Below are 13,547 nucleotides of genomic sequence, written 5' to 3' on the forward strand. Positions count from 1 at the left end.
CAGAGTGATCGCGTGCCGAAACGTGTCGACCACCAAGAGCGCAGGCGCGAAATCGCGGAGGCCCTTTTCCGGATCGCCGCCGCCCAAGGCCTGCAGGCGGTCACCCTGCGCGCGGTGGCCGCGGAGGCGGGCATCTCGATGAACCTGGTCCAGTACTACTTCCCGACCAAGGAAGAGATGCTGCGGTTCGCCTGGCAGCGGGTCGTCGAACTGACCGGCGAGATCGCGGGGAAGAGCATCGGCGAGGCGATGAAGACGGGGGACGAACGCACCATCGTGCGCGCCTACCTGACCGCCGTCCTGCCGGACGGCGAACGCCGCCGCATGCTGGCCGCGGTCCAGATCGCGTACTTCGCCGTCGACGTCACGCGCGGGAGCCAGGATCCCGATCAGGAACCCCTTCTGCCCCACTTGGTCCACGCGATCGCCGGCCTGCTCCGGGCGGCACAGGAGAAAGGTGCCGTCCCCGCCCGCCTCGACCCCCTGCTCGAGGCGAACGCGCTCGCGACGATGTCCGCCGGTCTGGTCACGGGGATCATGGTCGACGCCTACACGGCCGAACGCGCGTCGGAGATCGTCGACTACCGGCTCGACGAAGTGTTCACCGGCGTTCGATGAGCGCCTCGATACCGTCCAGGATGCGACCGAGGCCGAACTCGACGTCGGCCTCCTCCATGCCCTCCTCGCCGTACGCCTCACCGGAAATCACGGCGGCGACACGCGTATAGCCCCGCCCTTCGAGGCGCGGGCCGAGGAACCCGCTCAGCGCCCGGACCTGATCAGGCGGGCTCGCGTTCACGTCCCGGAGCAAGGAAGCGGTACTGCGGACCCATCCGTCGACCAGGACGGCACAGCCGGTCACGTCCTGGACGCTCAGGCCCGAGTCCGCCATCCCCTCGAGGAAGTTCTCCAGCCACCCCAGCAGATTCGGCGTACTCGGTGCTCTGCGCACCGGCAGATCGATCAGCCACGGATGGCGGCGGCAGCGCTCCAGGAGCGCGCGTGCCCAGACGGTGACCGCGGCGCGCCAATCGCCGGACGCCGGCTCCGGCGGCGGCCCCCACGCCGCCTCGGCCACCAGGACGAGTAGCTCCTCTTTGGAGCTCAGATATCGGTAGAGGGCGTTCGCGGTGATGCCGAGACGTTTGGCGATCGACGGCATGGACAGCGCCGCGTAACCCTCCGCGTCCGCCTGCGCGATGGCCGCGTCGACGATCTGCTCGAGGCTGTATCCCGGTTTCGGCCCGCGCCGCGGCGCCGGGGCGTGACCCCACGCCAGCGCGGTGCCCGGCGGCAGCAACTCGATCTCCACGTCGTCCATGGCCGCATTGTTGCACCCAAAACAGGTAAAGCCATACACCGTTCATGGCATACACAGTTACTTACTGAGTTGGGGGATCGACCATGACCGAACCGACCAGGCGGAACGTGCTTCGCGGGGCGGCGGCGCTGGCCATCGGCGGAGCCGCCGCGACCTTCGGGAGCAGCGAATCCGCCTTCGCCGAGCAGAATCCGCGCTACCCGTTCGTCGAAGGTGCGTTCGCGCCGGTGAAAGAGGAGGTGACGGCGTTCGGTCTGCCGGTCACCGGCCGCATTCCCCAAGACCTCTGCGGTCGATATCTGCGCACCGGGCCGAACGTGCTCGGGCTCGAAGACCCGCGCGCCCACCACTGGATGCTGGGTGAGGGCATGGTGCATGGCGTCCGGCTGCGCGACGGGAAGGCCGAGTGGTACCGCAACCGATGGGTGCGTTCGTCCGGTGTCGCGGCGAAACTCGGCGAGCGGTACCCGTGGCCGGTGCCCGCCGAGGATTTCGCGCCGAACACGCACGTGATCGGCCACCACGGCCGCATCCTCGCCCTTCAGGAGTCCGGCGCTCCGCCGTACGAACTCGACGGTGAGCTGAACACGTTGGGGCCGTTCGACTTCGGCGGTTCACTGGAAGGCTCCTACACCGCGCACACCAAGTTCGACGCCCGCGCCGACGAGCTGCACGCGGTGACCTATCACCCGACGTGGGATCACGTACGACACTTGATGGTCGACCGGACCGGCCGGGTCGTGCGCACCACCAGGATCCCGGTCACCGGAAGCCCGATGATGCACGACTTCGGGCTCACCGAGAACTACGTGGTCGTCTTCGACGTGCCGGTCACCTTCGATCCGCAGCCGGGCAAGGTCGTGCCCTACAAGTGGAACACGGGCCATCCGGCCAGGGTGGGGGTGATGAACCGCGACGGCGGCCCGGTCCGCTGGTTCGGGGTGGATCCGGTGTTCTATTCGCATACGCTCAACGCCTACGAACAGGGCTCCACGGTGGTGGTCGACCTGACCACGATGCCGGCTCCGTTCGAGGTGGCCGGCAAGCAGGGCTTCGGCGGCCCGTCGGCGTCGGGACCGCCGGTGCTGGAGCGCTGGACGATCGATCTCGCGCAAGGACGGGTCCGGCGCCGAGTTCTCGACGACCGGCCGCAGGAGTTCCCGCGGGTCAACGAAAGCCTCGTATCGCGGCGGCACAGGTACGGGTACTCGGCCTCTCCCGGCGAACTGTTCGACGTCTACTTGGACAAGCCCTCCGGCTCCTTCGGCAACGCGCTGATCAAGCACGACCTGCGGAACGGGCGTTCGGAGGTACACCGCTTCGGCCGGGGCGCCGACGCGAGCGAAGCGGTGTTCGTGCCGTCGTCCCGCAGCAAGTCCGAAGACGACGGCTACGCCCTCGCCTACGTGAACAATCCCGACCGCAACGCCTCGGATCTGGTGATCCTCGCGGCGCAGGACTTCACCGCGAAGCCACTGGCCCGCATCCATCTGCCGAGGCCGGTGCCGCTGGGCTTCCACGGCAGCTGGGTCCACGCCGCGGGCCTCGATCACGGCCCGCCCCAGTCGGTACNCTCGGGGAAGGGTTCAGCGCCTACTCCGACGACGAGCCGACGGTGATCCGCGAGAACCCCGGGTTCACCCGCCGGTGAGCACCTCCTCCAACGCGGCTGCGGAGTCCGGATACCGCTCGAGCAGCGCCAAGCCGGTGCGCGCGGTGCTCGCCCACGGCTCCTCACAGCCCAGCAGGCCTGCCACGGCGTCGCAGCTCGCCGGATGCGCCGCCAGCAACGCGAGGCCGCCTCCCCCGGTCTTCCTCGTCACCGCAAGGGGTTCCGGCTGGTCCTTCCAGGGCGGAACCCAGGCGTCGAGAGCTGTGAGCCTGCCGGGGAAGATCCGCCCTGCCTCACGCACGAGCAGCGGCACCAGCTCCGCGCCCCGGGACCGCAACGTGGTGATCAACGTCGGCAACCACGGCAGCAGCAGCCTGTCCGGCAGCTCGGCGAAAGCGTTCGACACCGCCTCCACGACGAAGTCGGCCAATCCCGGCGCCGGCTCCAACGCGTGGACGAAACCGCTGAGGTAGCGCGGATAAGCCGGCAGCACCATCGGGTTCGCCAGCAGTGCGGCGCAGCGCTCACGCAGTTCCGCACGCGTGAGACGGCCGAGCTGGACCTGCGCCGCCCACAACAGCGCCACCTTCGAAGGCTCCTCCGGATGCGATCCGGCGATCGCCAGCTCCAGCTGCGTACGGTCGCACCCCAGGGACAACGCGAGCGCCTCCATGCTGAACAGGAAGCCCAGCATCGCGGCGACCTGCTCGACGCCGGCCTCCTCGTCGGCGAAGGCCGCCGGGAGCAGCGTGCAGTAGTGCGCGTACCCCGTCCGGACGAAGTCCTCGATCCACCGGGGCAGCACCGGCTCGCTGGTCCGGTAGTGCGCCAGCAGCCTCCGCACCCGCCGCAGCACTTCCGGGGCACCGTCGACGGTGCGTTCGGTGGCCAGTACCTCCAGGGCACGTGTGCCCAGCTCTCCCGCCAGCCGCGAGCTGCGAAGGTAGAGCGTCGCGTCTTCGACCGCCCCGAGCACCTTCGCCGCGGTGGCCTGCGGATGGTAAGCGGCACGCCGAAGCCGTTGCTCCAGCACCTGTTCGACACTGACGCCCTCATAGCCCAGCTCGATGAGGGCTCGCTGGTGGGTGCCCAGCGCCAGATCCCACGACTCCTGGATCGGCCGTTCACCGAGCCGCCGCTCCCCCATGATCGGCCGCGCCGCACCGTGGGGCATCAGGTAGCGCAGCATCCAGAGCAGATCGGAACAGGGCTCCAGCTCCGGCCTCGACGCGATGTCGAGCAGCGCCCGTTGCACCCCTCGTTGCTGCAGCTTGAGGTTCAGGGGTTCGAGCCGGTCGTGCACGTCACGCGCCAGCGGCGGCAACGCGTCGTAGCCGACCTGGCCGATCCGGTCCCCGCCCATCATGATCTCGACGAGGCGGCGCACGTCACGCCTGCCGGGCACGACGTCCTTTTCGATACAGGTGACCGCCGCGTCCTGGAAGTCGTACGGCGTCGGCTTGGCCCGGTCGCGCAGACCCGCCAGCAGGATCGAGGTCTCGAACACCGCGATGGCGTCTGCGGTCGAGGCCAGGTACCCATTGCGCCGCGCCGCGCGGACGATCTCGACCGACCAGCCCAGCAGTTCCGCCTCGTCCAGCCGGTCGAGCACCGGAGGTCGTTGCAGGAAACCCGAAAGCTGGTCCGACGCCACCGGATCCGACGTCGGCGCGGGCAGCTCCGCGGCCTTCTTCCGCTTCGGCCCTCCTACCTGTCCTTCCAGCTGGAACTGCTTCACCTTGGTGCGCTTCAGGTTCTTCGCCCACTCGGTCGCGGCGATCGACACCGATCCCCCGGCGAGCCCGAACTGCGCCTCGATCGAGGCATGGCTCGACGGGATCAGGCCGTACTGCCAGGTGCTCTCGCTGCGCGGGCTGATCACGAACCCGTCCGTACCCTCGACGCCGAACTCCGCGACCCGGCTGGCCGCGTGGAAGGCACCGCAGATGTAGAGACAGTCCGCGGGAGCCGCACCCGAGGCGGCGAGGTGCTCGCGCATCCGGGTCCACATGTAGCGCTCGCGGTCTTCGTCCACCCGGACACGCCGGGTGTCGCCCGGCGCGAGACGACGGAACAGGCTGCCGATCAGGAACATCACCTGGCGGTAGGTGTCGTGGTCGCTGTCGCCGAGCGGCAGCTCGACGTACTGGTGCCACCACTCCGACCAGTGCCGCACCCGCCCGTGCCGCAGCAGGTGTTCCTCGAGTTCGGCGAACCGGGGCCGGAGATCACCGATCTCGACGCCGACCGCGTCACCGTGCAACGCCGCCTCTTCCTCGGCAGGCGACGCGTCCGGCTCCGGGGACGGTTCGCGTTCGTTCCACTGGAAGGCGTGGTCCGCCGACCGGTCGACGAGGACGAGCTCGACTCCCGGGGTGTCAAGGGCGTACGCGATCGCCTGGTACTCGGCGGAAGCCTCGGTGATCGGCGCGACCACGGACAGCGGCGCCCACTCCGCGGGGAATCCCTTCACCTCGGTCGCGAAGGCCTGAACCGCCACGGGGAGACGGCAGTTGCGCAGCTCGGTCAGCAACGGCGCCATGTCTTCGCACAGTTCGAGGTAGACCACCTTCGGCTGCTTCTCCCGCAGCCGCCGGGCCATCGCCACGGCCGAAGCCGGGGAATGGTGGCACACCGGGAAGATCTCCAAAGGCTCGCGCACCGCGCGGTCGACGTCGTCGACGAGCCCGAGCAGGATGCCCTCCAGTGCGCCGGGCCCGTCGGCGAAGGCGGCCGCGGCCTCCTGCAACTGGCCGCGCAACGCCTCGAAGGCGCCGCTCACGAGAGGCTGGCGATCGCGTCGCGGCCGCCGTCGAGGAACTCGGGCCAGTCCCCGCCCTCGTCCTTGCTGCGCGGCTCGACGACGCCGTGCAGGTACTTGTTGAGGATCGCCAGATCCTCCGGCTCGCGACGGGCGAGCGACCCGACCAGCGAGGACGCCAGCGTGCGGGCGGTCAGCTCGCGTTCGCCGAAGAAGTTGCTGTGCAGCACCGCGTCTTCGAGCACGCCGATCTGTTCGGCGGTGGACAACGCGGACTCCAGCTTCTCGTCGTCGCTGCCCGCCGACGCCGCCGCGGCACGCAGGTCGCCGAAGCTGCGCAGCAGCACGTCGAGCAGCGTGGGCGGCACGTCCAGCTCGATCTGGTGACGGCGCAGGAGTTCCTCGGTGCGGAAGCGGACGATCTCGGCCTCGCTCTTCTTGTTGGTCACCACCGGGATGCGGACGAAGTTGAAGCGACGCTTGAGCGCGGACGACAGGTCGTTGACCCCGCGGTCGCGGCTGTTCGCGGTGGCGATCACGGAGAAACCGGGCTTGGCGAAGACGATGCCGTCGCTGTCCAGTTCCGGTACCGAGATGTACTTCTCCGACAGGATCGAGATCAGGGCGTCCTGCACGTCACTGGTGGAGCGGGTCAGCTCCTCGAAGCGGCCGATCGAGCCCGCCTCCATCGCGGTCATGATCGGCGACGGGATCATCGACTCGCGGGACTGGCCCTTAGCGATGACCATGGAGACGTTCCACGAGTACTTGATGTGGTCCTCGGTGGTGCCGGCGGTGCCCTGCACGACGAGCGTGGAGTTGCGGGAGATGGCCGCGGCCAGCAGTTCGGCGAGCCAGCTCTTGCCGGTGCCGGGGTCGCCGATCAGCAGAAGGCCGCGGTCGGAGGCGAGGGTGACGATGGCCCGCTCGACGATGTTCCGGTCGCCGAACCATTTCTGCGAGATCTCGCGGTCGAGGCCGTCGGCGCGTTCGGAACCGAGGATGAACAGGCGCAGCATCTTCGGGGACAGACGCCAGGCGAACGGCTTGGGGTTGTCGTCGACCGACTCCAGCCAGTCCAGCTCTTCGGCGTACTTGATCTCGGCGGGGGCGCGCAACAGGTCGGACATGTCTTGCCTTTCGGGAGGTTCAGGAGGTGAGGAAAGTCTTGAGTTCGTGGACGAGCTTGGTGATGTGGCCGGAGATCACCGGCGTGCCGAGATCCTTGAAGCGCTCGCGGAACCAGGGGTTCACGCTGCCCCGGCCGGCGCTGGTGACCGAGCCGACCGGGATGAACTTCGCCCCGGACCGGTGGATCGCGGCCATGCTTTCGAAGAGCTGCTCGACGCGGGTCTCGTAGAAGTCCGAGATCCACACCACCACGGTGTTCGAGGGTTCGGCGATCTTCGGCTGGGTCAGCGCCATCGCGACCATGCCGTCGTTGCCACCGCCCAGGTTGGTGCGCAACAGCGTTTCGAAGGGATCGTGCACCCACGGCGTGAGGTCGAGCGCCTGCGTGTCGTAGGCGATCAGATGAACGTCCACTTTGGGCAGTCCGGCGAAGATCGAGGCCAGCACCGCGCAGTTGACCATCGAGTCCACCATGGAGCCCGACTGGTCGACGACCGCGATGAGCCGCTGCGGCGTGGTCTTCTTCGCGGTCTGCTTGTAGTAGAGGCGATCGACGTAGAGCCGCTCCTCGTCGGGGCTCCAGTTGGTGAGGTTCTTCCAGATGGTGCGATCGAGGTCGAGGTTGCGGAACACGCGCTTCGGCGGGACCGAACGGTCCACCTTGCCCGTCGAGGCCTTCTCGACCTGGGTCCGCAGGACCTCCGCGATCTCGTCGACGTAGCGGCGGATGAGCGATTTGGCGTTGGCCAACGCCACTCCGGACAAGTTGTCCTTGTCCCGCAACAACTGTTCGATGAGCGACATGCTCGGACTCAGCTTCGCCGCGAGCGCCGGGTCGGCGAGGACCTCACGCAGATGCATCCGTTTGACGAGGTCCGCCTCGATGCCGCCGAGCTCCGGGCCGATCGCCGGGAGCAGAGTGCTCAAGTCGGGCGCGCCGCCACCGCCGGTGCCGCCGAGGCCGGTCGGGGCGCCACCGCGACGACTTCCGCGCAACTCGCCCGGACGGCAGCCCAGCGCGCGCTCCAGCCAGCCCGCGTCGGCCTGCCAGCGGGACAGCTGCCCTGCCGTCACCGTGTGCGGCGCCGGAGCGAAGACGTTGAGCAGCACCTTCGACACGAGCGCCGCGCGACGCACTTCCGCGGCCTTGTCCCGGCTGTCCTCGGCTTCGGGGACCATCAGCCCGTCGAACTCGGCCGCCAGCTCCGGATGACGCTGGACGATCGAGTCGACCGCGACGTTCGGATCCAGCACGGCGGACGGCAGGCCGACGTCCTCGACCACGGCCACACTCGCCGATTCGAGCGCGGCCTGCTCCTCGGTGTCGAAGAGCCGGGCGAGCAGCCGCCAGTACAGGACCTGGCGGCGGTTGTCCTCGGGTTCGGTCATTTCCGCAACAGCCTTCCGGCGCGTTCGCGCAATACGGCCGCAGCGTCGGTGGCCGCCTTCTCGGCCTTCACCCCGGCCTTGTCCGTGGTGCCGCCTGCCCAGGCTCCGGCGTGCACGGCGGTGGTCTTCTTGCGCACGGTGGTTTCGACGGCGAGCGGCTGGAGGCGGAATCCGCCGTCCCACCGGATCAGGCCGACGCACGCGCTGGAACCCGCGACCGCCTTGGGTGTCAGCGGGCCGGCGGCCGGGATGCGATCGGTCTCGATGGAGAGCCGATTCCCGGCGAAGGTGAACGTGAGCGCGTCTTCGTCTCCCTCGATCCCGTATCCCTCCAGGAAGACGGGAACGGCGAGTCGCACCGGGTGCCGATCCAGCGGCTCGACCGTCGGCGTGACGGCCTTCGGCAGAGCGACGCGCGCGGTCGAGAACGCGTCCGCGGGCTCTCCGAGACGGGCATGGTCGTCTCGCCAGAGCAGATCGCCCTCCGCGGTGACCGGCATGTCGGCGAGATCCATCGAGCGGCCCTCGCTGATCGCCGTGAGCAGGGAAAGATGCGGGCGCAGCAACTGCCAGATCCCGGCGCCGATGATCGTGTCCGGCTTCGGCGCGGTCACGCTCGCGCGCACGAGCCGCGGCGGAGTGCCGTCTTCGGGTTCGAACACCGCGTGGACCTGGGCCTGCGCGGCCGTCGCATGTTCCAGCAGGTCGACCCCGAGAGGCAACAGGCGGCCGGTGACCGTGCCGATCACCGGCGTCGCCGCCGCCCCGGGCAGGGTCAGCAGCATTCCGCGCGACCACAGGTCGCCCCAGCGCCGGGCGGGGATCCGCTCCAACGCCGCACCAGGACAGGACGCCGCGAGTTCCGCGGCGAAACCGTCGAGCAGGACGGCCAGCCGACGCAGGCTCGGCTCCGCGAGCAGCGCGGAGATCACCTGCGCCGAAGCCGAGATCAGGTCGTGGTCGATACCTTGCCAGCCCGCGCGGGCCAGATCGGACAGCCAAGACCGTGCGGCGACCAGAAGGTTGGGCGGTTCCGTCTCGGCGGTCTGACCGGCGGAGTCCTCACCCTGCGGCCTGCCGGTCGCTTCGACAAGCCGTGCGAGGACCGCGTCGTGCACGGATCCGAACACCGCGATCCGTGCCGCCGCAAGGGAAACGAAATGTTCCTCCCCTGCGGCACCGGCTGCGGTCTTCTCGGCCGCCTCGGCCACTCTGGACGCCATTGGCGACCCCGCGACGGCGTCAGCCAGCTCCGTCAAGCCCGCGATCTTCTGGGGACGCAGCAAGCCGGTGACGAGCACGTCGTCGAAGGCATCGACAACCGCCAGCGCCTCGTCGAGACCGGCGATGGGATCGGTGAGCAGATCGACACGCATCAGACCACCGCCCTCGTCGGCGGGAACCACTGCAGCTCCGGTACCGGCGCCGTCGACGGCTCGAATTCGAGGTAGGCCAAGTGCCGCAAGAACTGGCTGAACACGGAAGCGGCGGCGGTGTTGTCACCCTGCGACGGCCGCGTCGCGCCCATGGTCTGCGAAATGGCCTGCACGGTCGGCTCCGGAACCTCGACGCGCAAGTACCGCGCGACCCGCTCCGCACCGTACTGAAGGGTGGATTCGTTGATCAGGGCGAGAATGTGGTTGCAGAACATGCCCCGGGCTCCGCCGCAGGGCCGGTTGTTGTTGGTACTGCAGGCAAACTCGTACGTGCTCGCCGCGACCGACGAGACGTACACCCGGCCGATGTCCGATCCGCTGGACACCACGCCCTGCACCCGTCCGTCGGCCAGTTCGACGAACGGGACCTTCGCGAGCTTGCGCGGGCGGGCGGGTGGCAACACCCTGGCCGTGCTTGCTCTTTCCCAGTCTGACAACGCATCTTCTCCTTGCGGGGTGCCTCGGTGGGGACTGGGATGAACCTAGCGGGAGGCACCGACAGTTTTGATCACATCCGGCTTTTCGCGAGCTGACCGGCCAGATCGGCGAGGCCGTCGGCGTGGAAGTCGAACCGATCCGTGGCCTTCGGCGGGTCCCCGAGGGGCCTGGCGACGTAGGCGGTCCGGAGACCGACGCTCTGTGCTCCCCTCAGGTCCCACGCATGGGCGGCGACCATCAGCAGCCGCTCCGGCCTCGTCTTGGTCAGCTCGACGGCCAGCTCGTAGACGGCCGGGTCCGGTTTGCAGGTCCGCGCCTCCTCGGCGGAGAGCGTTTGATGCCACCGGAGACCCGCATGGGCGTTGATCCGGAGCAGGCTCGTCCGGCCGGCGTTGGAGAGACCGATCAGCGGGTATCGCTCCGCGAGGCGAGCCAGCCCTTCGACGGTGTCGGGCCAGGGCGGAAGCCTCGGCACCACGTCGGTCTTAGTGACCAATTGGGCCGCTTCGCGGTCGAGAACGTCGCTCGGGGCGAACGGCCGTTCCCCCGCGACGATGCGCCGCTGCTCGGTCTCGACGTGGCCCAGCCACTGGCCGACCAGGTCATCCGCATCGGTGCCCGGCACCGCTTGCCGGACCGCCTCGCGGATCCCGGCCGGTTCGTCGACGAGCGTGCCGAGTATGTCGAACACCAGGGCGTCGATCTCCACGGACAACCTCCCGGTAAGGGTTAAACTAGCAGTTAACCGCGAAGGTACGAGAGGCCGGTAAGGGATGCAAGTAGCGTTAGACGATTACGTCCGGGCGGCGGGCGTCGCTACCGACCTGGTCAACACCGCCCCGGAGGTCTGGCACGGCGAAGACAAGCTTCCCGACCTGGAGTCTCTCGCCGCCTTCGCCGAGCTTCACGCACTGCCTGAGCCCACCCGGCCTGGTGATCTGCGTGCCGTTCATCGGTTACGCGTCACGGTGCGGGATCTGATCGACCACCCGGATCAGGCACGCCTCATCACCGGAGCCACCGCGCTCACCTCTTCGATCGGTGACGTCACCCTTCTGACCGACAGCGCACGATGGGCCGTTTCGGCCCGGCCTGGCGCGACGGTCGCGGACTCCCTGGCCCTGGCCTGCGGCGTCGGGATACTCGGCGTCGTCCAGTCTCTCGGCGTGGAACGGTTCCGCGCCTGCGGCGCACCTACTTGCCGAGGCGCGTTCATCGACACCACGCGTCCCGGACGACGCCGCTATTGCATGCCAGGATTATGCGGAAACCGCGTCAACGTCGCGAACCACCGGGCACGCAAGCTTTCTCAAGATGGACATCAGAAAGTCGTAGGCGAAATGTCGTAGCAGCGGTTCACGAATTCGGCCCATCAAAGAATACTGCTCGCTTCGAAGTATGATGCACGCGAGTGAACTTTCTCGACAGCGACCGAATCATGGCGGACAATCGAATGCGCGCGACACCTTTCGGCAATCCACTTGTCGCGCTCAGTTCCCTTACTCCCATCATTTGGCGAAAAGGAACCCCATGCATGACGATGATGAGCCAGTAGGCCGAGTTCTCGGCAGGCGGCAGGCGTTGATCCTTCTCGGCGCCGCCGGCGCGACACTCACTGTCGCCGGATCCGCCACCGCGAACGCCACCACCTTCAACGCGGGCACACCCGAGGTCTGCACGCTGGATTGCGTGGTCAAACCAGAGCAGATGGAGGGCCCGTACTTCGTCGACGAACGGCTCAACCGTTCCGATATCCGCAGTGAGCCATCCACCGGGCAACTGGTTCCCGGCACCGCGCTGGCGATCAACTTCACCGTTCAGCAAATCCGTCAGCAGCAGTGCACGCCACTACCGGGCGCCATGGTCGACCTCTGGCAGTGCGACGCGTTCGGGCTGTACTCCGACATTCCGTCCCAGGGAAGTCGCGGCCGCCGTTTCCTGCGCGGCTACCAGAACACCGACCAATCGGGAGCGGCCCGGTTCACCACCATTCTGCCAGGCTGGTACACGGGACGCACGCTGCATATCCACATCAAAATACGCACCGTCGGAACCAACGGCAGGCCGTACGAGTTCACCTCGCAGCTTTATTTCACACCCGAGTTCGGCGCGGCCTATCTGCGGACCGAACCGTACCGGCGGAAAGGTCCGGCCGACACGACCAACAGCCGGGACTCGATCTACCGCAACGGCGGTGCCCAGATGCTGCTGCGTCCACAACAGACCGGAAGCGGCTACACGGCGGACTTCGCGATCGGCCTCGACCTGTCGAACACCCAAGTCGGCCGTCCCGACTAGCACAAACCCCAAAGGGCCCTCCCCGACAAACGGCCAGGGAGGGCCCTTTGCCGGAGGGCAGGGCAAACGTGGCACCCTTCACGATTCTGTCCACAAGAGACACTTTTCTCAAGTACACCTGGTTCGGGTGATTTGTCCGATCCTGCAAGGGGGTCGTGAGTGGTAATGAGCGTTCTAACCCTCATTGCNGGTCGTGAGTGGTAATGAGCGTTCTAACCCTCATTACCACTCACGACCCCACTCGGTCAGCTTACGTCAGCCAGTTCGGCCCCGTGCTGGATCACGCCACGTCCGCGATACCCCTCAGACGCCGGCGATCTGCTGGATCCAGGGCCGGTACCGCGTGATGTTCGTGTAGGCGGTGGTCGTCTGCCGGTCGCTCGTCGAGGCGACGCCGACCTGACGGCCGGAGGCGAACATCGGGCCACCCGAGTCCCCACCGGCGGTGATGCCGTCGCCGCGGCGCGCGCACACCGCGATGCCGCCGTTGTAGTCACGGCAGGAGACCGACGTGACCGAGACGTTGGCGACCTTCAGGTAGCGGGACTGGCAGTTGATCTCCGAGCCGCACTGGCTGGTCGCGCCCCAGCCGTAGACCTGGACGGTCTGCCCCACGGAGACGTCGGCGGTGGTGCCCAGCGGCGAGTACGTCGCGTTCACCGGCGCGGTGAGCCGCACGATCGCGAGGTCGGCGCTCGGGTGCCGGGTGACGGTGGAGCCGGTGGCCATGGTGCCGCCGCTCTGCTGGTCGAGGCTGCCGATCCGGAAGGTGAACGTACCGCTACTGGCCACGCAGTGCTTCGCGGTCAGGATGTACTGAGGCGCGATGATCGTCGAGGTACAGGTTTGCCTGCCGTTGGCGAAGAGCCTGGCCGCCCACGGGCCGCTCGACGCGTTCTGGCCGCCGATGATCATCGGCTGGACGTCGGAGGAGGGTTCCTCGGCGGACGCCACGGGGGCGGTGACGCCGAGCAGCGCCGCGAAGGCGGTGCCGGCGATCAGGGCGAAGGAGCGCAGTCGCATGGTTCCGACTCATTTCTGCGGCCCGGCTTCGGCCGCGCGATGGGGACGGGTGTGCTGATTCTGGTGCGCGGCAAGAGAAACCTGACACCGACGAAAGTCGTGCAGTGGATACCTATCTCTACGCCGCGACACCGCTAA

Annotated in this window: 12 protein-coding genes; 4 read left to right on the plus strand and 8 right to left on the minus strand. The window is 68.1% G+C overall.

The features are described from left to right. Window positions 1-12: 12 nt before the first annotated feature. On the plus strand, window positions 13-618 hold the full coding sequence (locus tag LCL61_RS27410; RefSeq protein WP_340682388.1) for a TetR/AcrR family transcriptional regulator: 606 nt from the start codon (window positions 13-15) through the stop codon (window positions 616-618). On the opposite strand, the gene LCL61_RS27415 is transcribed toward LCL61_RS27410, so the two are convergent. After that, the gene (locus LCL61_RS27415; protein WP_340682389.1) at window positions 602-1,321 is read right to left on the minus strand and encodes a TetR/AcrR family transcriptional regulator; all 720 of its coding nucleotides are present in this window, start codon (window positions 1,319-1,321) and stop codon (window positions 602-604) included. The two genes, LCL61_RS27410 and LCL61_RS27415, sit on opposite strands and share 17 nt — an antisense overlap. Before the next feature lie 83 nt (window positions 1,322-1,404). Here LCL61_RS27415 and LCL61_RS27420 point away from each other — a divergent pair, with 83 nt between their 5' ends. Then, the gene (locus tag LCL61_RS27420) at window positions 1,405-2,940 is read left to right on the plus strand and encodes a carotenoid oxygenase family protein (protein WP_340682390.1); all 1,536 of its coding nucleotides are present in this window, start codon (window positions 1,405-1,407) and stop codon (window positions 2,938-2,940) included. An 18-nt stretch (window positions 2,941-2,958) separates the two neighbouring features. Here the strand turns inward: LCL61_RS27420 and LCL61_RS27425 are convergent, their stop codons facing one another. From LCL61_RS27425 to LCL61_RS27450, 6 genes are all read right to left on the minus strand, one after another. Continuing rightward, window positions 2,959-5,715, minus strand: a complete 2,757-nt coding sequence (locus tag LCL61_RS27425; RefSeq protein ID WP_340682391.1) for a hypothetical protein — start codon at window positions 5,713-5,715, stop codon at window positions 2,959-2,961. Then, window positions 5,712-6,824: an ATP-binding protein gene (locus LCL61_RS27430; RefSeq protein ID WP_192744695.1), complete on the minus strand. Its 1,113-nt coding sequence runs from the start codon at window positions 6,822-6,824 to the stop codon at window positions 5,712-5,714. Before LCL61_RS27430 ends, LCL61_RS27425 begins: the two co-directional genes overlap by 4 nt. Window positions 6,825-6,843: 19 nt before the next feature. Continuing rightward, a complete protein-coding gene (locus LCL61_RS27435) occupies window positions 6,844-8,214 on the minus strand; it encodes a VWA domain-containing protein (RefSeq protein ID WP_340682392.1) in 1,371 nt (456 codons plus the stop codon). Next, complete coding sequence (locus LCL61_RS27440; protein ID WP_340682393.1) at window positions 8,211-9,590, minus strand: hypothetical protein; 1,380 nt, start codon at window positions 9,588-9,590, stop codon at window positions 8,211-8,213. Before LCL61_RS27440 ends, LCL61_RS27435 begins: the two co-directional genes overlap by 4 nt. Next, window positions 9,590-10,087 carry a hypothetical protein gene (locus LCL61_RS27445; protein ID WP_340682394.1) on the minus strand — a complete coding sequence of 166 codons (498 nt, stop codon included), beginning with the start codon at window positions 10,085-10,087 and terminating at the stop codon, window positions 9,590-9,592. Before LCL61_RS27445 ends, LCL61_RS27440 begins: the two co-directional genes overlap by 1 nt. 71 nt (window positions 10,088-10,158) lie before the next feature. Continuing rightward, complete coding sequence (locus LCL61_RS27450; protein ID WP_340682395.1) at window positions 10,159-10,797, minus strand: haloacid dehalogenase type II; 639 nt, start codon at window positions 10,795-10,797, stop codon at window positions 10,159-10,161. A gap of 64 nt (window positions 10,798-10,861) precedes the next feature. Here LCL61_RS27450 and LCL61_RS27455 point away from each other — a divergent pair, with 64 nt between their 5' ends. Together LCL61_RS27455 and LCL61_RS27460 are read left to right on the plus strand one after the other, a co-directional pair. Continuing rightward, a complete protein-coding gene (locus LCL61_RS27455; protein ID WP_425341938.1) occupies window positions 10,862-11,437 on the plus strand; it encodes a CGNR zinc finger domain-containing protein in 576 nt (191 codons plus the stop codon). 163 nt (window positions 11,438-11,600) lie between these two features. Next, window positions 11,601-12,386 carry a twin-arginine translocation pathway signal protein gene (locus LCL61_RS27460; protein WP_340682397.1) on the plus strand — a complete coding sequence of 262 codons (786 nt, stop codon included), beginning with the start codon at window positions 11,601-11,603 and terminating at the stop codon, window positions 12,384-12,386. A 303-nt stretch (window positions 12,387-12,689) separates the two neighbouring features. Here LCL61_RS27460 and LCL61_RS27465 read toward each other — a convergent pair whose 3' ends face one another. Beyond that, window positions 12,690-13,409 carry a S1 family peptidase gene (locus LCL61_RS27465; protein ID WP_340682398.1) on the minus strand — a complete coding sequence of 240 codons (720 nt, stop codon included), beginning with the start codon at window positions 13,407-13,409 and terminating at the stop codon, window positions 12,690-12,692. Window positions 13,410-13,547 lie beyond the last annotated feature (138 nt).

Origin of the sequence: Amycolatopsis coloradensis, assembly GCF_037997115.1 — a bacterium.
GTDB lineage: Bacteria > Actinomycetota > Actinomycetes > Mycobacteriales > Pseudonocardiaceae > Amycolatopsis > Amycolatopsis coloradensis_A.